30 protein-coding genes, 1 tRNA gene and 1 pseudogene are annotated in these 24828 nt (G+C 65.0%); 13 read left to right on the forward strand and 19 right to left on the reverse strand.

The features are described from left to right. Positions 1 to 29 precede the first annotated feature (29 nt). The 6 genes from P8R59_RS19055 (at position 30) to P8R59_RS19080 (ending at position 6103) form a co-directional block, all read left to right on the forward strand. Positions 30 to 2747 carry a transglycosylase domain-containing protein gene (locus P8R59_RS19055; protein WP_278102283.1) on the forward strand — a complete coding sequence of 906 codons (2718 nt, stop codon included), beginning with the start codon at positions 30 to 32 and terminating at the stop codon, positions 2745 to 2747. After that, entirely contained in the window at positions 2744 to 3667 is a 924-nt protein-coding gene (locus P8R59_RS19060; RefSeq protein WP_278102284.1) for a metallophosphoesterase, read from the forward strand. The genes P8R59_RS19055 and P8R59_RS19060 overlap by 4 nt, the downstream gene beginning before the upstream one ends. Before the next feature lie 286 nt (positions 3668 to 3953). After that, on the forward strand, positions 3954 to 5288 hold the full coding sequence (locus P8R59_RS19065; RefSeq protein ID WP_278102285.1) for a hypothetical protein: 1335 nt from the start codon (positions 3954 to 3956) through the stop codon (positions 5286 to 5288). A gap of 107 nt (positions 5289 to 5395) precedes the next feature. Continuing rightward, positions 5396 to 5472: transfer RNA gene (locus P8R59_RS19070), tRNA-Pro, on the forward strand. Positions 5473 to 5605: 133 nt separating this feature from the next. Then, positions 5606 to 5917: a hypothetical protein gene (locus P8R59_RS19075; protein ID WP_278102286.1), complete on the forward strand. Its 312-nt coding sequence runs from the start codon at positions 5606 to 5608 to the stop codon at positions 5915 to 5917. Between the two features lie 63 nt (positions 5918 to 5980). After that, positions 5981 to 6103 (forward strand): hypothetical protein, encoded by a 123-nt coding sequence (locus P8R59_RS19080; RefSeq protein ID WP_278102287.1) that lies wholly within the window; start codon positions 5981 to 5983, stop codon positions 6101 to 6103. A 15-nt stretch (positions 6104 to 6118) separates the two neighbouring features. Here the strand turns inward: P8R59_RS19080 and P8R59_RS19270 are convergent. From P8R59_RS19270 to P8R59_RS19130, 10 genes and pseudogenes are all read right to left on the reverse strand, one after another. Next, positions 6119 to 7228: pseudogene (locus P8R59_RS19270) on the reverse strand (recombinase family protein); the annotation flags it as partial. Positions 7229 to 7430: 202 nt separating this feature from the next. Continuing rightward, entirely contained in the window at positions 7431 to 7826 is a 396-nt protein-coding gene (locus P8R59_RS19090) for a recombinase family protein (RefSeq protein WP_278102289.1), read from the reverse strand. 150 nt (positions 7827 to 7976) lie between these two features. After that, the gene (locus P8R59_RS19095; protein WP_278102290.1) at positions 7977 to 8429 is read right to left on the reverse strand and encodes a hypothetical protein; all 453 of its coding nucleotides are present in this window, start codon (positions 8427 to 8429) and stop codon (positions 7977 to 7979) included. After that, entirely contained in the window at positions 8426 to 9280 is an 855-nt protein-coding gene (locus tag P8R59_RS19100; protein ID WP_278102291.1) for a replication-relaxation family protein, read from the reverse strand. Before P8R59_RS19100 ends, P8R59_RS19095 begins: the two co-directional genes overlap by 4 nt. 166 nt (positions 9281 to 9446) lie before the next feature. Further along, complete coding sequence (locus P8R59_RS19105; protein WP_278102292.1) at positions 9447 to 11624, reverse strand: helicase HerA domain-containing protein; 2178 nt, start codon at positions 11622 to 11624, stop codon at positions 9447 to 9449. Next, a complete protein-coding gene (locus P8R59_RS19110) occupies positions 11621 to 11842 on the reverse strand; it encodes a hypothetical protein (protein ID WP_278102293.1) in 222 nt (73 codons plus the stop codon). Before P8R59_RS19110 ends, P8R59_RS19105 begins: the two co-directional genes overlap by 4 nt. A gap of 10 nt (positions 11843 to 11852) precedes the next feature. After that, positions 11853 to 12053 (reverse strand): hypothetical protein, encoded by a 201-nt coding sequence (locus P8R59_RS19115; RefSeq protein ID WP_278102294.1) that lies wholly within the window; start codon positions 12051 to 12053, stop codon positions 11853 to 11855. Between the two features lie 38 nt (positions 12054 to 12091). Further along, positions 12092 to 12742 carry an MT-A70 family methyltransferase gene (locus tag P8R59_RS19120; protein ID WP_278102295.1) on the reverse strand — a complete coding sequence of 217 codons (651 nt, stop codon included), beginning with the start codon at positions 12740 to 12742 and terminating at the stop codon, positions 12092 to 12094. 194 nt (positions 12743 to 12936) lie between these two features. Continuing rightward, a complete protein-coding gene (locus P8R59_RS19125; protein ID WP_278102296.1) occupies positions 12937 to 13209 on the reverse strand; it encodes a hypothetical protein in 273 nt (90 codons plus the stop codon). 1 nt (position 13210) lies between these two features. Then, a complete protein-coding gene (locus P8R59_RS19130) occupies positions 13211 to 13522 on the reverse strand; it encodes a hypothetical protein (RefSeq protein ID WP_278102297.1) in 312 nt (103 codons plus the stop codon). A 97-nt stretch (positions 13523 to 13619) separates the two neighbouring features. Between P8R59_RS19130 and P8R59_RS19135 the strand changes: the two genes are divergently transcribed. After that, positions 13620 to 14351, forward strand: a complete 732-nt coding sequence (locus P8R59_RS19135) for a hypothetical protein (protein ID WP_278102298.1) — start codon at positions 13620 to 13622, stop codon at positions 14349 to 14351. A gap of 233 nt (positions 14352 to 14584) precedes the next feature. On the opposite strand, the gene P8R59_RS19140 is transcribed toward P8R59_RS19135, so the two are convergent. Both P8R59_RS19140 and P8R59_RS19145 read right to left on the reverse strand, forming a co-directional pair. Further along, on the reverse strand, positions 14585 to 15184 hold the full coding sequence (locus tag P8R59_RS19140) for a hypothetical protein (RefSeq protein WP_278102299.1): 600 nt from the start codon (positions 15182 to 15184) through the stop codon (positions 14585 to 14587). A gap of 344 nt (positions 15185 to 15528) precedes the next feature. Further along, positions 15529 to 17580: a hypothetical protein gene (locus P8R59_RS19145; RefSeq protein ID WP_278102300.1), complete on the reverse strand. Its 2052-nt coding sequence runs from the start codon at positions 17578 to 17580 to the stop codon at positions 15529 to 15531. A 376-nt stretch (positions 17581 to 17956) separates the two neighbouring features. On the opposite strand from P8R59_RS19145, the gene P8R59_RS19150 reads away from it, so the two are divergent. Beyond that, positions 17957 to 18298, forward strand: coding sequence for a DUF6907 domain-containing protein (locus P8R59_RS19150; RefSeq protein ID WP_431606870.1), 342 nt, complete (start codon positions 17957 to 17959; stop codon positions 18296 to 18298). Between the two features lie 14 nt (positions 18299 to 18312). Here P8R59_RS19150 and P8R59_RS19155 read toward each other — a convergent pair whose 3' ends face one another. Then, positions 18313 to 18537 (reverse strand): helix-turn-helix domain-containing protein, encoded by a 225-nt coding sequence (locus tag P8R59_RS19155; protein WP_278102302.1) that lies wholly within the window; start codon positions 18535 to 18537, stop codon positions 18313 to 18315. A gap of 310 nt (positions 18538 to 18847) precedes the next feature. Between P8R59_RS19155 and P8R59_RS19160 the strand changes: the two genes are divergently transcribed. From P8R59_RS19160 to P8R59_RS19180, 5 genes are all read left to right on the forward strand, one after another. Continuing rightward, positions 18848 to 19441 carry a hypothetical protein gene (locus P8R59_RS19160; protein WP_278102303.1) on the forward strand — a complete coding sequence of 198 codons (594 nt, stop codon included), beginning with the start codon at positions 18848 to 18850 and terminating at the stop codon, positions 19439 to 19441. Between the two features lie 157 nt (positions 19442 to 19598). Further along, positions 19599 to 20732 (forward strand): hypothetical protein, encoded by a 1134-nt coding sequence (locus P8R59_RS19165; RefSeq protein ID WP_278102304.1) that lies wholly within the window; start codon positions 19599 to 19601, stop codon positions 20730 to 20732. Positions 20733 to 20811: 79 nt separating this feature from the next. Continuing rightward, entirely contained in the window at positions 20812 to 21270 is a 459-nt protein-coding gene (locus tag P8R59_RS19170; protein WP_278102305.1) for a DUF4190 domain-containing protein, read from the forward strand. Positions 21271 to 21356: 86 nt separating this feature from the next. After that, positions 21357 to 21704: a histone-like nucleoid-structuring protein Lsr2 gene (locus P8R59_RS19175; protein WP_278102306.1), complete on the forward strand. Its 348-nt coding sequence runs from the start codon at positions 21357 to 21359 to the stop codon at positions 21702 to 21704. A gap of 120 nt (positions 21705 to 21824) precedes the next feature. Beyond that, a complete protein-coding gene (locus P8R59_RS19180) occupies positions 21825 to 22031 on the forward strand; it encodes a three-helix bundle dimerization domain-containing protein (RefSeq protein WP_278102307.1) in 207 nt (68 codons plus the stop codon). Positions 22032 to 22068: 37 nt separating this feature from the next. On the opposite strand, the gene P8R59_RS19185 is transcribed toward P8R59_RS19180, so the two are convergent. The 6 genes from P8R59_RS19185 to P8R59_RS19210 form a co-directional block, all read right to left on the reverse strand. Continuing rightward, positions 22069 to 22251 (reverse strand): hypothetical protein, encoded by a 183-nt coding sequence (locus P8R59_RS19185; protein WP_278102308.1) that lies wholly within the window; start codon positions 22249 to 22251, stop codon positions 22069 to 22071. Positions 22252 to 22397: 146 nt separating this feature from the next. Next, a complete protein-coding gene (locus P8R59_RS19190) occupies positions 22398 to 22595 on the reverse strand; it encodes a hypothetical protein (protein WP_278102309.1) in 198 nt (65 codons plus the stop codon). 133 nt (positions 22596 to 22728) lie between these two features. Beyond that, positions 22729 to 23169 (reverse strand): hypothetical protein, encoded by a 441-nt coding sequence (locus P8R59_RS19195; RefSeq protein ID WP_278102310.1) that lies wholly within the window; start codon positions 23167 to 23169, stop codon positions 22729 to 22731. Positions 23170 to 23545: 376 nt separating this feature from the next. Beyond that, positions 23546 to 23710, reverse strand: a complete 165-nt coding sequence (locus tag P8R59_RS19200) for a hypothetical protein (RefSeq protein ID WP_166671757.1) — start codon at positions 23708 to 23710, stop codon at positions 23546 to 23548. Between the two features lie 110 nt (positions 23711 to 23820). Next, positions 23821 to 24168, reverse strand: coding sequence for a hypothetical protein (locus tag P8R59_RS19205; RefSeq protein ID WP_278102311.1), 348 nt, complete (start codon positions 24166 to 24168; stop codon positions 23821 to 23823). A 253-nt stretch (positions 24169 to 24421) separates the two neighbouring features. Further along, positions 24422 to 24646 (reverse strand): hypothetical protein, encoded by a 225-nt coding sequence (locus P8R59_RS19210; protein ID WP_278102312.1) that lies wholly within the window; start codon positions 24644 to 24646, stop codon positions 24422 to 24424. Between the last annotated feature and the right edge of the window lie 182 nt (positions 24647 to 24828).

Consider the following 24828-nt stretch of genomic DNA (forward strand, 5'->3'; position numbering starts at 1 on the left):
GCCCAGCAACGTCGCTTAGCATCAAGCCTATGCCTGAGAACAAACGTACGGCCAGCGGCGCCCTCGGGGGCATCGTCGGTCTCGTCGGCCTGAGCGCAGCCGCCGGCCTCCTCGTGACCGCGGCCGTCACCCCGGCGATCGCCGTTTCGGGCCTGGCGGCGTCGAGCGCGATCACGATCTTCGACAACATGCCGAGCTACCTCCAGCCCGACAAGCTCATGCTGCCGACGACGCTCATGGCCGGCGACCAGGTGCTCGCGAAGTTCTACGACCAGAACCGTTCGCCGGTGACCTTCGACCAGGTCAACCCGGTCATGTACGACGCGATCCTCTCGTCGGAAGACCCCCGCTACTACCAGCACGGCGGCGTCGACCTCATCGGCACGACGCGCGCGCTCCTCAGCAACGCGGCCGGCGGCGCGACGCAGGGCGGGTCCTCGATCAGCCAGCAGTACGTGAAGAACGTGCTCGTGCAGCGATGCGAGCGCAGCGCCAAGGCCACCGACGCCGTCGAGGCGACCGACACCACCCCCGCCATCCCCGCGAAGACGCGCGACGAGGCGCTGCAGGAGTGCGCGCTCGAGGCGATCCAGGCCGACGGCGTCGAGGGCTACCAGCGCAAGCTGCAGGAGATGCGCTACGCGGTGCAGCTCGAGAAGCAGTACACGAAGGACGAGATCCTCCTCGGCTACCTGAACATCGCCAACTTCGGTGGCGTGACGTACGGCATCGACGCCGCCGCCAAGCGGTACTTCAACGTCTCGGCCGCCGACCTCAACATCGGTCAGGCCGCGGTCCTCGCCGGCATGGTGCAGAACCCCAACCGTTTCCGCATCGACCTGTCCGACGGCTCGATCGTGGATGCCGACGGCATCGCGTACAACAAGGCGGCCGACGGCTCGATCGACGACGTGGAGCAGAGCACCATCCAGGCGCTCTACACGCTGCGCGACAACGGTGAGATCACGCAGGAGCAGCTGGTCGCCGCGGCCGACGGGTACAGCGAGACGAAGGGGCGTCAGCTGTACGTCCTCAGCCGCATGGAGGACGACGGCAAGATCACGCACGAGCAGTTCGTCCAGTACGCGCTCGAGCCGATCACCCCGAACCTCACGTCGACCTCTCAGGGGTGCGCGGTGTCGGCGGCGCCCTACTTCTGCCAGCTCGTCGTGGCCACGATCCTGAGCGACCCCGCCTTCGGCGCCGAGGACGACGATCGTGTCCAGGCATTGCGTCAGGACGGACTCACCATCCAGACGACGCTCGACCTGCGGATGCAGGAGGCGGCGCAGAACGCCATGAACAACGTCGTGCCGTCCAGTGACGACAGGCTGAAGCTCGGGTCGACCGCGCTCAGCCTCGAAGCGAAGACCGGGCGCGTTCTGGCTGTCGCGCAGAACACGAAGTTCCCGGAGGATCCGACGCAGTCGGAGAACGATCCGTCCTACAGCTCGATCGTGTTCGCCGGCAACAGCGAGCTCGGCGGCTCCATCGGCTTCAACGCCGGATCGACCTTCAAGATCTTCACCCTGGTCGACTGGCTCGAGAAGGGGAACTCCCTCAACGCACAGTTGAACGGGCGTCTCCAGCCCGTGCCGAACATGAAGAACTCGTGCACGGGTCCCTGGGTCAACACCGACCGGTACCAGATCGAGAACTTCGATCAGAATCCGGGTTACTACGGCACACCCCTGCGCTTCACGAAGGAGTCGTTGAACACCGGCTACCTGGCGATGGCCGCGCAGCTCGACCTCTGCGACATCGCCAACGTCGCGAAGAAGATGGGCGTCGGCACCACCGGCGACGGCAAGCCGATCACGATGGAGAACGCCAACGAGGTCATCGGTAGCGACAACGTCTCGCCCCTGGCCATGGCCGGCGCCTTCGCCACGGTCGCCAACGGCGGGTCGCACTGCCAGCCGAAGCTGATCGACAAGGTGACGGATGCCGACGGCGCGGAGCGTCCGATCCCCGATCGCACCTGCGAGACCGTGCTGACCGCCGAGGTCGCCGCCACCGCCGCCTACGCCCTGCAGGGCGTCATGAGCAGCGGCGGCACGGGCCAGACCGCCAACCCCCAGGACGGCACTCCTGTGCTGGGCAAGACCGGTACGCACGAGGCCCACGAGACGTGGATGATCGAGTCGTCCACCAACGTCACGACGGCCGTCTGGGTCGGCAACTGGGACGGTGGCAGGGAGACGCTGTTCCGGAAGTACGCCAACGGGTACCAGATGAGCGACATGCGCTACGCGGTCGCTCGCCAGGTGCAGAGCGCGGCCGACGAGTTCTACGGCGGAGACCGGTTCCCCGACCCCGCGCAGAACCTCTTGCGCACGGTGACCAAGGACGTGCCGAACGTCGTCGGGCGCAGCATCGACGAGGCCCGGTCGACGTTGCAGAGCGCCGGCTTCTCCGTGACCGTGGGCGACCCGGTCGACGCGGAGTTCGGCGGCGACCGCGTGGCCGCGCAGAGCCCGAGCGGTTCCGCTCCCGCGGGCGCGTCGATCACCATCAGCCCCGGCAACGGCCAGGGCGGAACGGTGCCGGACGTCTCCGGCCAGAACCTCAACGCGGCCCAGTCCGCCCTGAAGTCGGCCGGGTACAACAACCTGTCGGTGAGCTGCAAGGACGACAGCGGGGCACCCGACGAGGGTCGTGTCACGGCCACGAACCCCGCCGGCGGCACCTCGGCGAACAAGAGCACCGCGATCGTGCTCGACGTCGTGAAGAAGAAGTGCCAGTGACGCGTCCCGTCGCGACGGCCGCCCTCGCGCCCCTCGGGGTCGCGGGGGCGGCCGCTGTCGGCGCCGCGGTCTGGGGCATGGGCGTCGAGCGCTATCTGTTCACCGTCCGCTACCACGCGCTGCGCGTGCTCCCCAAGGGCGCGGATGCCCTACGCGTCCTGCACGTCTCCGACGCGCACATGGCTCCCTGGCAGCATCGCAAGCAGGAGTGGATGGCACGGCTCGTCGAGCTCGCGCCCGACCTCGTCGTGAACACCGGCGACAACCTCGGCCACCGCGACGGGCTCAGCGGCATCCGCACCGCTTTCGCCCCGCTGCGCGGCGTGCCCGGCCTGGTGGTCCACGGGTCGAACGACTACCAGGAGCCCGCTCCGCGCAATCCGCTGCGGTACTTCACGGGGCCCTCGGGGAGCGTGCCCGACCACAAGCACCTCGACATCGACGCGCTCGATCGCTTCTTCACCGACGACCTCGGTTGGAGCATCCTCGACGACACCGCCGTGTCCTTCGACGTGAAGGGTCTTCGCCTCACCGCGTTCGGGGTCGACGACGCCCACCGCAACTGGGACAAGCCCGAGCTCATCCCGCCGGTCCTGTCGACCCTGGATGCCGCCGATCTGACCCTCGGCGTGATGCACGCCCCCTACCGACGGACGCTCGACCGCTTCGTCGATCTCGGCGCCGACGTGCTGCTGGCCGGCCACACGCACGGGGGCCAGGTACGCGTCCCCTTCAGTCGGAAAGCGCTCGTCTCGAACTGCGACCTTCCGCTCGACCAGGCGCGCGGGCTCAGCGAGTGGTCGCACGGCGGCCGGACCGTTCCCCTGAACGTCAGCGCCGGGCTCGGGCACTCCATCTACGCACCGGTGCGGTTCGCCTGTCGGCCCGAGGCCACGCTGCTCACGCTGCTGCCGCGCTGACGCCTTCTCCCCCGTCGCCGAAAGGGTCGATCCATCCACGGATCGGCCCTTTCGCACGTCGCGCGAACGCGCCCGGATCGCATGATCGAGTCTCCTCGACCGAAGGGACACTCGATGCATCACCCTCCTCCCCCGCGCCGCCGTCTTCTGCGCACCGCGCTCACCCTCGCTCTGATCGCCGTCGCGACCGTTCCCGTCCTCGCCACCGCGCCCGCCCACGCCGCCGAACAGGGAACGGGGTTCGGCACGTGGGCTCCGCTGTCGTGGACCGGTTTGGCACGGGTCCATGCGGGTCGGCGACGTCCACACGTACTGCATCCACCCCGGGCTCCCCGTGGCGACGGGGACGACCACCGACAATGGCGAGACATCCGACGTGAACGGTCTCACCCCGCAACAGCTCGTGTCGATCAACCACCTCGTGACGACCTACGGGCAGACCGACGACCCGGTGCAGGCCGCCGGCGTCGGCTGGGCGGTGAAGGCGATCGTCGACCGTGACACGACACTGCACTCGTGGGGGTACGAGGGCGACTCGCTGCGCGAGGCGATCGACGGCATCATGCGCCGCGCCAGCCCGGAGAACAGTGCCGCCGTGCAGGATCGCGCCGAACGGTACCTCGCCGAGGCGGCGACGATCCGGGTCCCGCGCGTGGGCGGAGCCCTCCTGCTGACGGTCGACGACGACGATCCGACGCGCGGAACCGTCACCGCGGACGTCGACCCGGATGCCACCGGCGGTGTCCACCTCGACGGAGCGGTCTTCGCCGACACCGGGTCGGCCGATCGCACCGCGGTGACTCCGGGCACGTCGTACCCGATCCTCGCCTCCCCGCCCGCGAACTCCGACGGGCGCCCCTACACGGTGCGCGCACGCGGCGCCTTCACCGTGCGCGCGGCCGCCATCCGCTACTTCACCACCCCCGGGCAGCAGGAGTCGGCCGGCCCCGCCGCCCCGGTGCGCTTCGACCTCACCGCGGAGGACGCGGCGGCGCGCCCCGTGCGCTTCTCGCCGCGCATCCAGACGCACGCGCGCCTAGAGGACGGCCGGTTCGTCGACGAGGTGCTGTTCTCCTCCGGAGAGGGCGTCTGGCCCCGGCGGGCCGATGGCACGTTCGTGACGATCCGCGCGCGCGCCGACCTCTACCGGACCGGGGCCTTCCCCGCCGAGTCCCCCGAGGTCCCCGGCGGCCTGCAGCCCATCGGCCACCTCGAGCTGACCACCGATCCGACCCGGGGTGCCGGGACCTACACCGCCACCACCGACGACCCGCTCCCCGGGCCGGGCGTCTACACGGCCGTGTGGCGCATCGAACGCGCGGATCAGGATGCCGCGACGGTCCCCCATCTTCCCGGACGTTTCGCCTGGGTCGAGCGGTTCGCCACACCGGCACAGACCCAGCAGCTGGTCGCCCCTCCTCCGTCCGCCCCCTCCCCGGCTCCCACGGCGACCCCGGCGGTCGCCCCACCGCCCCCGCTGACACCTCCGGCCGCGTCCCTCGCGATGACGGGGCTGAGCCCCACGGGCCTGGCCGCGAGCGGAACCGTCGCCGCCGCTGCTCTGGCCGCCGGGATCGCAGCCCTCGTCGTGGCACGTCGTCGAGGGGCCGCCTGCGCCTGAGACGGGGACACCGGTGTCGGGCGGGCGAGGAAGTCCCGGCGACGCGCCCGCCCGACGCCCCGGTTCGAAGCACGGCCGCGAACGGGGTAGACTTACAGGGTTGGCCACGGGGTGTGGCGCAGCTTGGTAGCGCGCGTCGTTCGGGACGACGAGGCCGCAGGTTCAAATCCTGTCACCCCGACCATGTCATGGATGTTCCAACCTTCGGACGAAAAAGTCGCCTGAAGGGACGATAGAAGAGAGCCTTCCGCGGAATCGCGGGAGGCTCTCTTCGTCTTGGTCGATGTGCTGCGCGTGCTGTTACGACGATTAAGCACATGGACCGCTTCGTTGATGACGGTTCGCTCACCATCGAGCGCGGGAATGCCCTCTTCGTCGATGAAGACAGTGAACCGGTTGAAGAGTCCAGCAATCAGGTCACGCCGCACGTTCTCCCCGGCGCTTTCGTAGACGGTTCCGATGCGTTCGAGCAGGTCAAGTTGAGCACCGGCTCTCTCCGCTCCAGCCGCAAGACGCTCAATCGTGTGCGTGAGCTTCTCTTCGATGACACGCTTCTTCATCGTGATGTCGTTCAGTTTCTCCCGAAGCTTGGGGGTGGAGACACTACCCTCTGTGGCGAGTTCGATTAGACGCTCCTCCTGGCCTTCGAGCTTGCGAAGCTCTGACCGCAGCGACGCTTTCACCTGCCGATCATGCGCCTGCATCTCATCAGCGGTTTCCTGCAGCTGCGCGCGCATCACCGCGATCTCATCGACCGTCAGCCCTTCGCGCTTGACCTCCTGAGCGACCGCCTCTTCGATGGCTTCCAGTCGTAGGGAGGGAAGGTGGCAGTGGTCGCGAGTCTTTCCCGAACAGACCCAATACTCGTACACTCCCCCGTTGCCCTGACTCTGGGTGTAGACGAGCCGACGAGTGCGGCCCTCGGCCTTGCAGAGTCCGCAGTACAGCAGCCCCTTCAAGTAGTGGAAGTGAATGAAGTCGCGGTCACCGCGGCGATTCCGACGATCCAGAATCACTTGGCAAGCCTGAAAGGTTTCCTGCGAAACAAGAGCGGGGTGGCGCCCCTCGTACAGCTCACCTTTGTAGGGCAGCATGCCGGTGTAATAGCGGTCCCGGAGAATCTTCGCGAGCGCGCTGGTCGACACCGCACGCGTTGGCTGGTCCCGCGGGCCTCGACTGGTCAGGCCCATGTCGCCCAAGAGGTTGGCCAGTTGCCATACCGAGTACCGGTCGGATGCGTACTGCTCGAACGCGAACCGAATGAGCGGAGCTCGTTCTTCGTCAAGGCTGATCGTGTTGACGAGACGCCCGTCGAACTCCTTCCGATCATTGATGTATCCGAGCTTGGCGCGCCCGATCGTCCCGCCGTTGACCGCCTTGTGGCGCATCTTCTGTCTGATGTCCTCCCCGCTCTGACGGACCTGGACTTCGTTCATGATGTCGGTGACGGCTTCCATGGCGTCGGCCATGTAGCCCTCGCCGAAATCCTCCTTCGCTGAGATGAGCTTGACGCCCATGCTGGCGAGGATGCGCTTTGTGATCGCTGCGTCGGCAAGGTTGCGGAACGCCCGGGATCGCATGTAGATCACGAGGTAGCTGACCTCCGGGTGCTCCTCGATGTAGTGCAGCATCTCGCGAAACACGGGGCGCTTCGCGATGGACTGCGCCGAGTTCCCCGGCTCGACAAACTCCGCGGCGATGGGAGCCTTTGCGCGCTTGGCGCGTAGAACGCAGGCTTCGCGTTGGGTGGCGATGGAGTTGCCGTCGGCATCGATGTCGATCGCCGTCAGCATCTGGCGAGGGTCTGAGACCCGGAGGTAGACGACCGCCTGCCCATCAACTGCCTGGTCGACGGTCGATGGCGCAGAGCCGTCCAGCCCCAGCAGGCTCTCCCATCCGGAGAATGAGGTGCGGCGTCGAGCCGCTTGTTGTTGGGTCATGTTGTCCTCCTTTCTGCCCTTGGTTCGGGCGGACTTAGCTCCTTGATTTACGCTCACTTCACCTCTTAAGTCGAGATGTTTTGCGTTGTGAAATTGTCATCGCTGACCTGGGGAAAACTCAGCGAAGCCAACATCCGGATTGATGGTGCGGTAGGTGTGGGGCCAGGCAGCTGGCTGCGTGTCTGGCCCCACACGGTGACGGTTAGTGTTGCCTCCTCCGGTCGATAGCGGGGATGAGCGTGATCTGGCTGTCCTTGAGCAGCGTCATGAACAGCCGGAAGTCGCCTGCCCGCCGGGCCAGGTACTCTTCACGGGCGACGAAGAGGTCTGGGACTCCGGTTTCCGACATGAAGGTCACGGCGCTGGTGAAGGCGGGCCGGTACCCCTCGTAGTCGGCGTACTCGATGTACTCGGCGACGATGATCACCCCGTTAGCTCTGGCGGCTTTGGCGATGAACTCTCGTTGCCGGGCGAGCGAGTAGTCGCCGACCCGGCGGGGTGCCCGGTCGTCTTCCTCGCTCCGCGCCCTCAGGTAGGCGACCCCTGTCCGGTAGGTCTCTCCGAGGTAGTGCTCTTCGTAGATTGACGTGATGTGCATGGTGCGCCTCCTTTCGGCTGAAGCACCGAAGCCGTTCCCTACCGTCTAGGAACGTCCCCGGTCTGTTTGGTTGTGGGTTCCCCACCCGCGGGAGGTGGAGCCGGTGCCGCCCCGCCGATGTCTCGGACGGGGCGAAGTCTGTGGTCGGGGCTACTTGTTGAAGACGTGCCACCAACCGTCGAGGCGGACGACGTCATAGGTGTCGAGGATGTTCTTGTCGACGGCGGCGTAGTTCCAACTGAGGTGGTCGTCGGGGATGCCCTGCTCGCTCATGACCTTCTCCAGCGCTTGGAGCCAGCCGAGCCCCTCGAGGACATCGCGGCGAAACTCGGCGAAGGTTTCCCAGGCGTCGGCATAGCTGTTGTAGAAGCTCTCGAGGATGTCGGGTGCGGCGAGGTTGGTGTCGGGGAGGAGGAGGTAGGCGGCGAAGGAGGCACCGGCCTGTTCGATGCCGTGCAGGATGCGGAGGGCGTCGTCGGGGTCGTGCAGCGTGGAGAGGGAGCGTTCGGCGGAGGCGGCGGCTTCCGGGCCGAAGGGTGCCTGCCCTCCGCGGCGTGACGGCTCGTTCTCGGGCTGTGCTGCGGGTGGTGTTTCGGGGCTCATGATTCCTCCTCTCTGAGTTCAGTTGCTGACGCGCTCTCCGGGTCCGCGATGGTGGCGGGGAGCTGCTGCGGGGTGATGACCGTGAACAGCCGGTCCGGAAGGTTCTGCTCGGCGTGGATGGTGGCGGTGAGACGATCGGCGCGCCGCTGGGTGGGCACGATCCACAGCACCCGGGGGAACACGCCGTGCTCGGCCTGGGCGCGTCCAGTGGCGCGGTAGGCGGCGTACGCGGTGCACTTGTCGCGCAGGACAGGGACGACGCTCTCGGTGCCCAGGTCGACTTCGATGTACCAGTGGTCGTCGTAGTCCGCTCCGCTCAGGCGGGCGTAGAGGTCGGGCTTGAGGATGGTGGCCGTGCCATGCCGGGTGAGGAAGCTCCGCCAGGCTTCGGTCTCGATCTCGAGCTTCGTGAGCCGCAGGTCGCTGTTCTGGGTGAGCTCGCCAAGGACGACGGCGGTCTCGGTGATCTGGAGGCAATGTTCGAGGAACGGCAGGCTCGGGTCGATGAACCGTCGGCGCGGTCCACCGTCGCGCCTGGTGAGGCGTTCGCCGGCAGCGTCGAGGTGCCAGATGTAGGACGCCGATCCGCGGGTGTGCCCACCGATCTTCCGCTCCAGCCGGGTCACGAGCCGCTGCTGCAGGAGCCGGTCGAGGACGCGGACGGTCGCGCGGGTGGCGGCGCTGGGGGTGGCATGACCGGTGAAGAACTGACGCCGGAGCTGCTTGGTGGTGGCGTAGCAGTGGCGGCTCAGGAACCGGAGCAGCGCCCAGTCCCGCTCCGACAAGTCGCTGCGGAGCTGTTGCAGCTGGGTGGACGTGACGTAGCGCGAGGGCCGCATCGTGGGAGTCATGCCGTCCCCCTTCCGGTGGCCGGGTTGGGGGTGTTGGTTCCCGCTATAAGCGGGACAGTCGATCCCCAATATGGCTGTGGATCGCCGATCTGACGGGCTTCATGGGTGGTGATTGTGCATCGGACGGGTCGATCGACCGGACGCACTTGCTTCTCTTCAAATGCGCTCATTTCGGGCTCCGTTTCGTGCGCCCGATGGGCTCGTTATCACCCTCGTCACCCCGCCCATCACCCTGGGCGTCATCCCATTCGTCACCCTCAGCCGTCACCCTGGACGAGCAGTCGGGAGTGTGTACAGCGTGGCGGGTCCCGTAGCGGGCTTCGGCCTCAGCGGTGACGGCCTCGACGGACGAGACGGCCTTCGGTGGCGGGAGGACGCGACCCGAGAACCAGCCGGTGCGAGCGCCGCTGTTTTGGAGGCTGGCGTAGATCTCATAGGGCGGGAGGCGGGTGAAGTCCTCCGGATCAAGCCCAGTGGTGCGGGCAGCGAGCTTGGCGTCGTCGTCCTCGAGGCCGAAGATGATCTTGTTCCGCGCATTGGCATCAATCGTCCGCAGCAGCTTTTCGGGCATCTGCGCACGGTTTTGGTGGGCCAGGTGCCACGCGGCACCGAGCGATCTGGACTGTTCGAGGGCTTCGCCGAGGTCGCCGATGTGGAGGAAGTGTTGAGCCTCGTCGATGTAGATCGAGACCGGCTTCCGCTTCTCCGGCGGTACGGCGGCGCGGGCGAGGATGAGTTGCCATAGCTGGCTGACCACTAGTGAGCCGAGGAGGCTGGCCGCCTGCGTACCGAGCAGGCCCTTGTTCAGACTCACCACCAGGATCCGGGGCTTCGTGAACAGGTCCGCGAGATTGAAGGCGGGGTGGGTCTGCTCCAGCACCGCTCTCACGCCCGGGCGGAGCAGGAACTGCCTCAGCCTCGTCATGACCGGCCCGACCGCGGCGGCTTGCTGTCCGGGGCTCTTGGCGTCGTACTGCGCCCAGAAGCTCTGCAGCGTCGGATCCTGGATCCGCGCGACGACCTTGCGCCGGTATGCGGGATCCGTGAGGAGCCGAGGCAACACCGCGAGGCTGGCGTCGGGCGCGTAGGTCAGAGTCAGGAACGAGGCGTGCAGGGTATCGGCGGTGAGCGGGCCGAAGGCGCTTGGGAAGAGCCCGCGGAAGAGGTCGAGCATGATCTCCGCCACCAACGGTCGACGCTCATCAGCATCCAGCCCGGTGAGACCGGCGAACGGGTTGATGCCAGCGGGGCGCCTGAGGAGCGGGTCGATGATCACGACTTCGCCCGTCCGGTTCGCCGGTATGAGGCGCAGGACGTCCTGCGCGAGATCTCTCTTCGGATCCACGACCACGACCGACCGACCGGCGTCGATGTCGGCCTTGATGAGGTGTAAGAAGAGCGTGCTTTTCCCCGACCCCGTCGGCCCATACACGTGACTATGCCGCGTGGCGTCCTCTATCCCGATCCCGATCGCGGCGGTCAAGCCGGGCGCGGTGGTGGTGGCGAACACACGTGACTTCGGCGGCGTGTAGGTGGCGGGAGGAGCGAGACGGCGCGGGTGACGATCCGGCAAGCCCGGAAGGTTGCCATCCTGGATCGGCCAGGCCAGCAGCGGCAGTAGTTCCTCGCTGGTCAGCGCCAGGGGCTGACGCAGCGGGATAAGCCCGGCGTCGAGGTTGGCCGGGTTCTTCGTCGTAAGCGAGATCTTTACGCCGCTGGTCTGCAGGGTGCGGATGGCCGCGAGAAGACTGTGGACGAGCAATCGGCGACGCACTGGTGAGGGGCTGGTGACGCCGATGCGGATGACGGCGCGGAATCGATACTGGGCGAGTTTGTCCTGCATCCGGGAGCGCAGCCCCGACGAGGCCGGGGTCGTCCCCCTTAGCAGTAGCGCGCCGAGCGAGGTGCCAGGATCCGGTGCGGCAGATGGCAGAAGCTCCGGAGCCAGTGCCCGCCCGAGCACAACCTGGAGCACGAGGACATCGTCCTTCCCCGTCGCGCCGGACAGGGCCGCCAGCACGGCCCGCAGGCTCTGCCCATGCGCGTCGACCGAGAGCGCGAGGTGGCGACCACTCATACGGATACGGCCCGCCCGCTCCACCGTGGCGCGCGGCTCGGCGGGAGTGACGACGGTGCCGGGTATGAGACGGCGCAGTGTCGATACGGCGGCGGACAGGTCGGTGTCGCCGCCAAGAAGATGGCGTGTCTTCCCGGCCTCGGTGCGGGCCTCCCAGACCAGCCCGCCCCGACCCGGGTCTGCGGCCAGCGCCTGGAGGAAGCCGAGGAGTTGCTGACCGTCGACGGGCGGCTGGAAGTGGAGGTCACGCCAGACGGTGCTGATCATGAGGCGCCGCCTTCCTCGCCTTCGGTGGACACGTCGACGGAGGGCCGCGTCTTCGAGGCGGTGTCGGTTTCGCGTCGCTCGCGTTCTTGCATGGCGGCGTGTTCGAGGAGGGCGCGGGCGAGCTTGTCGTAGTCCGGGATCTCACGCCGCTCGCCGCGGACACGGATGCGGTACTCGCGCTTCGGACGACCGCGACCGCGCTTGTTCGGTGCGCTCATGAGCGGCCTCCTACCGGAACCAGCGGTCGCGCCGGTACCGGAGGAAGATCACCGTCACGGTGATCACCCCGGCGAGGACGATGGCGATGAGGAGCCAGACCCAGATCTGCTGGATGAGCCAGACGGCCAGCCACAGCAGGAACGCTGCGAACGCGACCATGGCGCAGACCGACACGAACCGGCCGAGGACGGTCTTTTCGGATGAGGACATCAGGAACCTCCAAAGGGATGAAGGACAGCTGGATCAGGTCAGGCACGCTCGGCCTCCGAACGCGGATCCAGATCGCGCGGCGGCAGGGAATCGCTGGGGACGGGATAGCCGGGGATACGGATGTCGGACTCGACCTCGTTGCCCCAGATGTCCCAGCCGTGCGTGGGCCGGCGGGCGAAGAGTTCCAAGTACGGGCCCGGGCTGAGGCGCTCGATCATGACGTGGACCTCCTCCGGCTTATGGGAGTGGTCCTGCCGGGGCAGCATCGCGAAGGAACGCTGACCCCGGAATTTCACGGGAAGCTTTCCCTTCACTCCGAGGAGCAGCGTTTCGTGAGCGTGACGGAAGTACTGACCGAGGCCCATCTGGTCTTTGCCCCAGACGAACTCGTCCTTGAATTCGAACCCCCAGGCGCGCATCACGTCCTCGGCGACGTAGCGGGTGGCCGGGTAGCACCACAGGTACAGGTGAGCGTTCTCCTCGGCGAGTTCGCCCACGGGCATGGCCTTGATCGCGTCGAGGTGCATGAGGGGGTACTTTGACTCGGCGCCGAACTTTCCCTGCTGACCCGCCATCCAGGCGGGGTCCGCGAGGATGGTTTGGTACCGCTTCAGGCAACCCGGCGGTGAGCTTTCCTCACCCTCCTCGGGTGCGTCGGCGGTGACGACATTGGTGTTGGTGGTGTGCATGGAACCCTCCTTCCTGCAGCGGTCTTCTTCATTCGCCGGACGTTCGACGTGGAGTCCCGGCGGCTGCCCCATCACGTATGAGGCATCAGGGCGGAATCGCCAAGTGTCCGATCGGGACGGTCTGGGGGTGAAGAAGCCCGGGACGGTGCACGCCAGGAAGCTCCTGATGTCACCGCCCCGGGCGCGGGGTGGGATCAGTCCTTCGGGATCTCGCCGCGGGCGAGGAAGGACTCCCGGATGAGGGCCTTGCGGGCCTCGTGAGCGTTGCCGTTCAGCTGCTCCGACAGGCTGAGGATGGTGGCGCGCAGCTCGGCCTGCTTGCGGTCGAGCTCCGCCTCGATGGCGACGCGTCGGCGCTCCTGGCGGTCGAGGAAGTACCTCACGAGCCACTCACCTCCGGTGCACAGACCGTAGATGATCCAGCCGACGAGCATGAACGGCAGCGCGAGCAGCCCGAGGACAGCCATCTCACGACCACCGCCGGATCGCCGCGGAGGCGCCGAGAGTGAAGCTGTCGACGATCTCGCGGTAGCGGGCCTCACCGAGCGGTGCGACCGTGATGAGGTGCTGCTCGAGCGCTGTCAACGCGCCGACGTGCTCTAGGGCGGTGTGCGTCAGGAACGCCCGACCGTCCTCGGTCAGCTTTGCGACGATGGCCCGAGACTGCACCCGCTCGACCTCACGACGCGTCTGACGCTGGAGGCCGAGGCTCAGCTGCGTCTGACCGGACGAACTGAGACCGCCACCGAGGGATGACAGCTCCTTCGAAGTGTTCAACATCTTGTGTCTCCTTCCTGGATGTGCGGAAAACCCCGCACATCCAGGCTCCGAGACCTCGAAGATGCAGTCACTGACACGAAAATGACACGATGGGACCGTGAAGGACGACCCGCTGCGTCGCGAGATCGAAACGGAGTTACGAGCGCTGCGGACGAAGCCGGTCCCGCTCTCGCTGGAGAACATCGCCACGTCCTACGCGCTCACCGACGCAATCGGACGCGGGAGCACCGAGCGAGCACTGAGCGTTCTCATGGACGCGCTGGCGCAGCACGGCAGCGAGTCCGCCAGCGACATCCGCGCCTACTTCGAGACATGCGGCGTCGGACTCGACGGGGAGAGTTTGAACCAGCGGCTGGAGGCCTACGAACGGGTTCACTTCGTGGATCGCCGCACGGGACTTCGCCGCAGTGACCGTGGCGCGAACAAGCTCAGTGTCATCCTGAGGGATACGGCGGCACTCGACCGTCCGTGGGCGAAGCTTGTCGTCACGGAGATGGACGGCGGTGTCACTATGGGCTTGTTACTCGATATCCCGAAGAGCGCGCAGTGGCGGAGGCCACACGTTTACATCAACGGTGAGCAGGTCGAGCGGGAGTTTGAGCTTCACGATTCGAAGAAGGGCGACCGGTTCCTTAGCGCAAAGGAGCGCTTCGACGATGTTCCCCTTCTGACCGTAGAGCCGGGCGAGGATGAATTCGAAGCGCATGTGTTTTGGACCATGCCCATCTGGCCCGTCTGGGGGATCAGCGCCAGTCTGCGGACGCCAGGCTTGGGATCGGCGTTCGTCACAGAGCGTGAGTCAGGTGCGACGCTCGCACTGTGGCGTTAGGTGGATGCGGAACGCTCCCTAGCCCACCACACGAGCTACCCCGGATGCTGGGAGGGGGTGCGCCACGACGAGTCAATAACGAAAGAACGAGACTGCCCCCTCACGCTACGCCATTCGCGTCGATCGACCTGCCCCACGCGCACCGTCATTGATTCGTGCGTCGATGTATTTTGATCGTGCGCGAGACATCTGATCGACGAAATCCACGTGATCGGATCCCAGGGCCGGGGGGGTCAGTCCGGTGTTGGCATAGTTTGTAGGACCGCCTTAGCCAGCGAGGAGAAGGCCTTTGCGGCTCGTTGATTCGGCGCAGTCGCACCCGACCCGCTTACAACCCCGGCAAGAGTAGACAACTGCCGGATTGAGGCTTCCACCTCCGGGCTTATCAGCCCCAGACGGCGGGCCTCAATCGCCAGCGCGTCCAGAGAAAGGTCATTGGCGGGTGCTCCGTGGTCCGCAAGCAGAACTCGCAGACGTTCAGATACCGCCTCGCGAGCCAGTCTTACTTGTTCTACGGGCTCCGCCGCTGCTTCTGCTGGAGCGAGCGCTTTGGTCGCTTCCTCGATCACAATCGGGCTGGCCGGTGGTGACGCCCGCAATATCACGTCACGCGACGCGATCGCCGCTTGTTCAATAAATCCATTCGCGGCCGCGCGCAGAGCCCCGATTTGTAGACTCAACTCCTGCGAACTTAGGATCCTTTTCCGAATTGCCCTTAGCGCACGGGATGTATCTTTCCGGAAGTAGATAGCAAGAAACACCGCCACTAAAGGCCACGCGACGGCACCCAGAAGATCTGAAAGTTCGCCAATGATGGCCGCAGCATCACTCATGAACGTGACCGGTTGCGGGACTCGAGAAAGCTCTGCCTCCGCTCCGAATCGACTTCAACCCGACCTGTGGAGGGAGAATAATGTATTAGCGATCCGAACGATATGTAACCTAACGCGAGCGCGACCCGGTCGGCTGGTAGCCCATCTCCCAACTCTCGCCTCGCGTATTGCAAGCATTCTTCGTCTGTTGTGACACCGAGATCATTCTTTATCAGGAAGTCGACTATGACTCCTTCGACACTAGGTTTGCGCCCGCGGCTCCCTTCAGCTTTTTCCATCTCATTTTTGACTCCATCAACGTTTGTATCTTTCACCATTATACTCCCAATGCAAGGACGTTGCCCTCATTCAAGGTACGTCCCTATCGCAAGTAGGTTGAACTCGTTGTGCACCCAATTTGGAAATACGGACAGGAAATGCTCGATTGCCGGTAGCCTCAGCGCTTCGAGATCGCCAGAACTGCCAGCGGGAAGTACCGCGAAAACGAACAATTGTGGATACCGGGCGGTCAGATCATTGAGGCCTTTTGCCATTGCACTGAAATCCGATATCCTTTCTGTTCTGTTTCCCTTGAAAATGGCCACCGCGTCTGCATCCTCCTTCACGGCGGTAGTGGATTGAAACGAAACCACCCATTCCACGATGGTTCCACCGGGTTGAAGCGGCGTTTCCGCCAGGCGGTCTTGGAGTCTCCGCTCCGCCCGCTTTCTCAATTCAAAGCTGGGTAGGCGTGCAACTTCATGCCATGGCTGTGTCCCGACACCCCCGGCGTCTTCACCATCACCGCCTGAGTTCGGTACATCATGGAGCAGGCGCTTGGCGAGTCGATTCAGCCCCTTGCCAGCATCATCTTCCATCTTCAGCTGGATCGCTGACAAGTTCATGATCTCGAGATTTAGCTCGCTCGTCTCGTCCGCATCGGCGTCCCCTTGGGCATCGCGAATATCCTCAAGGGTTTTCCCCGTATCCTCGAGGATCGGAAGTAGCGAAAGGCGCAATCCTTCCGCGGCGCTTACAAAGTCAGCCTCATCTTCCCAGAGCGATAGCCAGCCCTGCTCCCTGAAGGCAATCGCACCATAGAGCGACTCGAATTTTGCAAGCCGCCTTGAGTGTGTCGTGTGTATTTTCGACTCGCGTATTGCACGTGCGCGGCGAGCAGCCTCCTTCAGCCAGACGGTTACGACACTGTCGTCGACCTCCGCGGCGGTGCGAATCGCGTCAGAGTCGCTCGCGTTATGAATTCCAGCCGCGCCCTTTGATTCTGCCGTCTTAATTGGGTACATCCGCTTTTTGGGGCCGCCGAAATAGCTGAGATTGGGACGCAGGCGTCGGAATAGCGCGGAGATGTTGGCGTCGTTCGCATTTGTAGGGGTGGCATTCTCCACTCGGACGATTTCTTCCAACGCCTCCTCAAGAAACTTATTGGCAGCCACCACTCGATAATGGAAGAGCACCCACTGGTAATACCTCATCCTGTTCGTCAGGAAGGTCTCAATGGCGCTTCTGCCCCGGTATTCGTACCCCACACGCCACGCCGCCTCGCCCTCTGGGCTGGCGCTTCCCACGGCACGCAGCTTCAGCGACTGGAGTAGCCGCGTCGAGTCAACCGCACCGAACTCCGTTCCAGCGCGATTGGCGTCTCGAACGATGTAATCGATCCGATCCACATCTATTTCGCCCGAGATGATCTCGTGTAGAACGGATACCCAGGAGTCGGCGGGACCGCCAATGAGAATACGGAGTACTAATTCCCGGGATATTTCGGTCGCCGCGCTCCAATTCAGGCTTTTCACCAAATGCAGTCCGGCGATTTCGTGGAACTGAGCACTAACGCCAAGCGCAGCTTCTGTCCGCAACTCTTCAAGGGTCGATTTTGTTTCAATTAACACGCCCATATGCCTGGCGAAAAATGACTCGAGCGCGTGCGAAAACGGAGGGTGGCCCAGATCGTGCAGAAGGCCGGCGGCGGCTAGCGCGAAGCTTACGGATCGCTCAAACTTCTTTTTGAAGACACTCTCATTTGCGACCCATTCTTCCGTGTATTTGTCGAGCTGTTTGCCCCCAACTGGGGGCTTCGAGATCAAGTCTTTTCGCACCGCTGCGACAAATCCGTCCGGGTCGTCCACATCGTCGACTCTGCTCCAGATTTCGCGCCAGGCGAGACGTGCTAAATGCATCGCGCCGAGACTGTGCTCGAACCGTGTGCCCGTTAGCGACGGGTATTGAATGCTGGCCAGTGAAGTCTGTGCGATACGGCGTAGCCGATGGACGGGCCACTGTCCCAGGAGACCTTCGAGCTGCGCAGGCAGCACGAAGTAGTCGTGAACCGGGTCCCTGAGAATAAGCGTTCCTCGCTCATCAGGCGTGTCGGCCCGCTCGTCGTCATCGTGCGCCATTTCAACCCCCTGGGCGAGACACTAGCGGTACGGCGCAACAGGGCACCAGCACGGCGCGCCACCACAAATGCGACGGCCTGGACAGGGGATGCGACAGCCCTGAGCGAGGCAAGAGGCAGAAGTCCTGGGTTCGCATTGGTTCTACCTGTTGTGACGTCGGTCTGTGGGTGTGGGTACTGTCCCGAGCTACTTCCCGAACAGCGACTGATCGGGTGGCGATGAAATCTCGATTGACTATTACACGCCGTCCACATCCGCATCGCCAAGAGTCTCGATCTCGCCGCGGTCTGGGCGGTAGACCTGGCTGAGTTCCCAGCCCGGCGCGGGCTGCCTCTATAGTGAGCGTGAGGGTGGCCCCTTGTATGAAGGGTCCACTATGCCTTTGAACACCCCCTCTGGCTGCGAGTCATCCTGCCCCGCTTGGTGCTCCGGAGATCACGAGGGTCAGGATCTCCCGTCGGATCGCTACCACCAGAGCGTGCAAACCCTCGTGCCGGTCGTCATTCCCGTGCGCCTGTCCAACGCGACTCGCGACGGGGAGCAGCGACACGAGGCAGCCGAGTTCTCCTTGCAGGCGTCGCAGTCGGTCAGCGGCGATCGTACGGTCTGGGTCGCCATCGTTGGCGAGCGGCAGTTCATCGATGTCACGCTCGAGAGCGCAGCGCGCATACACACTGCGCTTGGCGCCCTCCTCGACCAGCTGCGAGGCGCCTCGTAAGTCCGTGCCGAGCATCAGCCCGCTGGAGCTTCGCGGAGAAGCTCCAGCGGGTCGATGTCGAGGTCCGCCGCCAGGCGTTCCACGGAGCGAAGGCTGAGGTTGCGAAGGCCCTGCTCGATGCCGCCGATGTAGGTGCGGTGGTAGCCGAGCCGTTCCGCGAACTGCTCCTGGCTGAGCCCCAGCGCTTGGCGGTGTGCACGCAGGTTCTGCCCGAGTCGGCGCTGAAGCTCTCCTTCCATTCCTCCACGGCATCACCTGGCTACTTATCGGTCTACATACTTATAAGTCGCTTGGCGCTGGAGTATGTGCTACTTATGAGTAGCGTTGCCGCGCTTCCTGCTCACACTCACGCCCTGGGGGACCCTCGCCATGACCCGACCTCGCCCTGCTCTTTCGCGCTCCTCGATCCGCGCCACGACCATCGGCTCGACCCTCGAATCTCGCCTTCCCCGCCGCTGGAAGGCCCTGTCTCTTGCGATCGCCGCTGGTCTCGGGGTGAGTCTGGCGACCTTTGGCGGCATCTCAGCGGCCAACGCTGCGTCTACCACCATGACCCTCGACTGCACGAGCACGGCAGGTGGCGTCATCGACATCTCCACGGACTACGGCCCAGCGCCCGACGGTGGCTACCCGTCGCTGTCGGTGTCGGTCAACTACGGGCCGAATGAGCAGTCCGCTGTTCCGAACGCGGACGGCATCTACACCGCCCAGGTGTCGTACGACAATGCCACGTTCTCGCACATTGTTGTGGGCTTCACCGACGACCCGAATCGCTACCTCGCCTACCAGGACTTCGAGGCCGGAGCCTGTGATCCCGAGCCGACCCCGACGCCTACACCCACCCAAACCACCACCCCGAGCCCGACGCCTACCCCAACGGAAACGGTGACGCCGACACCGGAGCCCACGCCGTCCCCGACCTTCTCCCCGTCGCCCACGGCATCCCCGACCGACACCCCTTCCCCGACCCCGAGCGCGACGCCCATCAGCGTCCCGTCCCCGTCGTCGACGCCGTCAACTCCCGTTCTGGCCGTCACGGGTATCGATCCGGTGGCAAGCAGCGTCGGGGGCGGTGTGGGAGCACTGCTTCTGGCTGCGGGGATCGCGGTGGTGCTGTTCGTCCGGCGACGTCGCAATGCCTAACCGAAGGACGTCACGTAGGCGGATTCTTCTGCTCGGACTGCTCGCTGGAAGCCTGGTGTTTAGCGGGTGCGGCTCTGCCGCCGCGCCGGAACCGGTTGAGGAAAGTACGGCGCCGCCGCAGCGGGATATGCCGTACCGGGCGGTGAACCTGGGAGCAGTGACGCCACCCGTCTTCGGGAGTGGCACCTTCCCTCTCTCCGATACTGACGGCTATACCTTCACGGTCGTGGTGTCTGCGATGACGGTGAGCACTACGTCGAGCATCGAAAACGCCAAGCCCGGATTCGTGACTGTCAGTAGCACCTTCCTCGCGGACGTGACGCTCCGGAACACCACGTCAGGTCGTAACGCTCCGGTGGGGCCAGCGCTTAGCAAACTCAGCGTCAATCCGCTGTGGTCTCCGTCATCTCCGGTCTGTTCGCAGAAGGGACTCATCGACGTCGCCGACGCCGAAACGGGAGCGACCACTGGGCTCTGCGCGCTGACGAGTTGGTCAATCCTCGGTGATGCGACTACCTCCGTCACAGCCGGCGGCTCCGTGACGAAGTCCGTTCCCGTGACCACGAAATTCGAAGTCGAGGAAGCATCCGCTCCCGCGCTCATCACGGCCCTCGATACACCGCTCGGATGGGCCGCTGGAGCTGGAAGCGGACTCTCCTCGACGAGCACACCCAGCTGTCTGCTCCGCGGCACGGGCGGTATTAACGGGGATCAGCGGCTGTACTGGGCTTCCACGCCTATCGACGGCTGCGCTATCCCGACGATTTCTAGCTACACCCCACCGACCGTCGACAGCACGACCATCGCCCGAGCGACCGCGACCATCCGGACGGTGTCCTCACGGGCCACTGATGAAACCCTCACCCTTGGCGACTGTCCAGCAGGCAGCGTGGCCGACATCACCCAGGGCATGAGTGGTATCACGACGACGCAGTTTGACTCCACCGCCAACAACACGGATGCCTACGCCGTGTCGTGTGACACCAATCAACTGAACATCGATTTCAGCCTCGACGGGGAAAGCAGCGGCAGTCCCCAGCAGCGGGCAAACCTCTACGTCGGGGCGGACGGCACAACGGAGACCGACCTGGCCGGAGGAAAGCTCTACGCCTTCTGCCCAACCTCTTCGGAGAACGTTGCCTGCCAAGCCGTCTGGCACGACGGTGACCTTGTCGTACGGGGCATCATCAGCCAACTGGCCGACGCCACCATAGCCGATAAGCTCACGCGGCTCCGCAACTGGTTCACTCTCAATATCCCGGCGATCCTCACCAACCTCGCCAACCGGTAGCCGCCAGCATCACGAGAACCGGTCGCCAACCAAACGAAGTCTTGAGTTATTCCACCGTGCGGCACAAAAGGAGTCTGTGATGACGGTTGCCAACGACTCCGTCGAAGTCGAAGTTCCATCGTCGCGCCGCGTTCCCATGACCGAGCTCGAGCCAGGGATCGTGGCAGTCCTGGGCATCGGTGCCAGCGTGGTCGGGGTGTTCGTCGGCGTCCTGACAGCGAACCTGCTGTTCGCCTACATGATGCTGTGCCTTCCCGTCGCGCTGGTGCTCCTCTTCGGTGCGTTCGTGCCGAGCAAGAGCACCAGCCGGCCCGTTCCAGGCAAGTACGGCATCGCGCTCCCGGTCGCGGCACTCATCCTGAGCGTCGTCGGCAGCCTGCTCGGGATCGTGCTCGGTCACGTCAGCCGTCACATCATCCGCGCCCACGGCGGTGACGGCGGAAAGATCGCCCTGGCCGCGTGCGTCGTCGGCTATGCCGCGCTGTTTCTCCAGATCGCAGTTGTCCTGTGGTTGGCGACCGCCGTTCTGCGGGCATAGCGCTTTCGCGAATCCGGGCAAGAAGCTGCAGGGTTTCGGTGACTCAATCACGCGAAAACGTCGGGGCTGCTCATAAGGTCGAAGATATGGCTACGCGACAGATTGCTCAGGTTATCGACGACCTCGATGGCACCACCCTCGATGAGGGAGAAGGAAAGCAGATCACCTTCTCGATCGAAGGTCGCTCCTACGAAATCGACCTGTCCGAGAAGAACGCCGACAAGTTCTACGCCGCATTTGCTCCCTACGTCGATGCCGCCCGCCCGATCGGTTCCCCGAGTCGCCGCACCACCCCGGCCCGTGCTTCGCGCGCGAAGAGCGACCTCGACCTCAACGCCATCCGCGAGTGGGCGCGGGCCAACGGTCACTCCGTGAGCGACCGTGGACGCATCGCGGGACCCATCATTGAGGCTTACCAGGCTGCACAGGCCTGACCCGCTCGAGAAGCTCCCATTGAGCGGCTCGGCCGACCAGGTGTCCGTCGAGGACAGCCGCGTGGCCATGTGCCTGCCACTCGCTGTTACATTCCCGGTTCTATTCAGTAGCATCCAGGTGTGGAGAAGCAGTCGCCCGATCCCGACGCCGCGATCAGCGAGATCATCGAACGCCTTGAGGAGCGCTATCCGCAGATCGCGCCCGCCGAGGTTCGTGCCGCGGTCGAAGCCGCCCGGCAACATTTTGCTCGCGCGAGGGTGAAGGACTTCGTCCCACTGTTCATCGAACGCGACGCGCGGGCACGTATCGAGAGGCCCGTCACCTGATTCGCGCCGGTGATGCGCTGCTCCGCGGCGTGGGGGGTTAGATGACGCCTTTGTGGTGAAGAAATTGGGCGGTGCGTTCGTGGGCTTCGGCGCTGACCGGCTCTCCGGTGACGCGGCGGACCTCCCCGAGCAGGACGATGATCTCTCCGGTCATTCCGAACCGGTGCTCCGTCAGAGTGACGTCGACCACTCCGATGCCCGGGACTTTGTAGAGCGTCATGCTCGGAGGGTCCGTGGCGGCAAGGGAAGAAGCCGTGGCGTCGCCTTGGACACGGTCAACTGCACATCGAAGCTGTCCGCTTGGATACTGCAGGCGCGGTGCGGCGCGGGTGTGCCGGACCGAGTGAGGGGAGATTCCATGGAGGCTCACATGGCGCCGAGGTGGACGGCGACCGCGTACCACTCATTCTGATCCTGGATGGGGTGACCGCTGTCTGCGTACCGAGCCTCTACCAGCGCTCGAAGAACTATGCTTCGATCTCTGTTCGCGCTTTCCTGCATTCGATAGGTGACCTTCCCCACCCCTCGGACCTGGACCACACCCGTCACCACCTCAACCCCCATGTCGGCACCGTACGTCGCTAGATCGCCTCTGGCATGAACGGCTGAACACGATCTGTCGCCGACGCCGGATTCGAGATACTGCGCGGCACCGGGTACTCACGATGTCTGTGCCCGGCGCGGTGCGGCCGGACTTTCAGCTGCCAGCGCGAAATTCGATGCGGGCGGCCCGGCGGATCACGTCGTCGGAGCGGACGTGTTCGATGTCGGCGGCGTGCTCGGCCTGCTGTCGTGCGTTCTCACGTTCCTCGCGGACGTTGCGTGAGATTCGCGCGAGAACATCGGCGAGCACGGTCGAGAGGCCGCTCTCGAGTTCTTCGAGGTTGGATTGGTGGATCTCGAGTCGCCGGTCGGAGACGGTCAGGGTGACCTCGGGGTAGCCGGCATCCGTGAGGGCGGCGGTCTCCGCGCGCAGAGCGGTGAGTTCTTCGGGAAGGGGGCGGCGGTTGAACACCGCGTCGATCTGGTACCGCTGCGGGGCGTCGGCGGTTCCCAGGCTGTTCGGGAGCGAGCCAGGGAGGACAGAGGTGAGCCCCAGGTCGCTGTCGGAGGAGATGGTGGCGGGTTCGGTGATCATGAGTGAGCGGACTCCTCGTTCGTTTCGGTGGCGCTGCTGCTGGTGACTGGCCGCCCGAACGCGGGCGCGTCATTGGCGGGTGAGGGTCGGTCGGATGAGGACGCCGTCGCGGCGCGCGCAATCTCCGCGTCTCGTCGCGCCTGGGTCTCCACCGTGGGGGCGTACCCCTGCCAGTGCTCTCCGGTCGCGTCCGCCCACCGTCCTCGCCGGGCGCGGGCCCGACGAGACTCGTCCGAGCTATTGCCGCCGTCATCCGACCAATGCTCAGACGCGGTCTCGTCCTCGTCGTCCGTCGATATGTCGCTCATAGCCGGACTCTACGCGCGCGACTGTCGCGGGGATAGGAGGGGTCTGACACCGGCCGACCCCGCGCGGATCAGCTCGAACGTCGCGCGGCGCTGCGGCGCACGAGACCGAAGATTACGGTCCCCACGAACAGCACGATGCCGATGATCCCGAGCCAGAGAAGCCCCTGGAAAGTGAACCCGACGATCGAGAGCACGACCCACAACACAAGAAGGATGATCAGCACTGTCCACATGTTCGCGACTGTACGCGTCCACCGGCCGATGGGGAGCCCCGCACCCGAGCGCGATGCGTTTCCCGGCCTTCTCGGCGCCATCCGAACAAATAGCGATAGAACTCGCGCGGCTACCAGTCCCACCACTCTAGGCATGTGGGTGCCGGCGCCGACTCATCCTCGAACACCGCACTCTGCGGCTGTGAGGAGAACGGGTACTGCGCGTGCATGCGCAACATCGTGGAGGCCGTGGAGAAATCCGGCTCCGCCTCGATCCACGCAAACGGAACACTCATCATCCCCACCCCCGGCCCTACGACCAGCTCCGCGGTCGTCTCGCCGCCGCGACCGTCGCAAATCGGGATGCGGAGCACATCGGTGACGCCGGCCATGGCCAGGCCCCGGGCGAGCTGCGTCAAAGCCTCCGACACATCGTTCGTCGTGATAACGGAAGATCCCGAAAAGCTGATCGCGCGCATGCTCCGAGACTGCGCCTCTCGGCCACGATCATCTCCCGCCTATCCGCATACCCGCAGACGTGATAGACCCGCTTCGTGAGAACCACCCCGGTGACCAAACTGCGGCACTTCCCGAAACAGAAGCCGCGGTAGCTATTACTGGGGAGAGAACGGTGACCGACAAGGAACGGAAGCCGACCTCGCCGTCTGTGCATGCGACAGCCATACGGCGTTACCGACGTGTGAACCATGCTCCGAGTGCGGACGGCGACGTTCAGATCAGGTCGTAGGGGCTCTGCTCCTGGTAGGCGGGATCGAAGTCCGGCCGCCAGGAGGTCGATCCCCTATCGGCTGCCTCGCCATCCAGCACCATCGTCTCCACGGTGATGACGACGGGAACGATACCCGTGATGAGGAAGCTGAGTCGCTGTCCACCGTCGAGGATGGCGTCGACGAAGTCGCCGCCGCTTCGGACCGCCTCGACGATGGCGCGTTTCAAGACGACGGGATCCTCCGTCGGAGCGAGCGCATGCGTGACACCGGAAACTGGCTCTGTCACGCTTAGCTGGCCCAGGCTTGTCGCTTTGATTTGGCCCAGCTCGTCGGCTGCCGGGGTGTCGTTGTCGGTCTGATTTGGCCCAGGGCTGAGGGTGTCCTCGTTCGGTATCGAGCGAGGAGGGG

The sequence above is a fragment of the Microbacterium proteolyticum genome, from assembly GCF_029639405.1.
GTDB lineage: Bacteria > Actinomycetota > Actinomycetes > Actinomycetales > Microbacteriaceae > Microbacterium.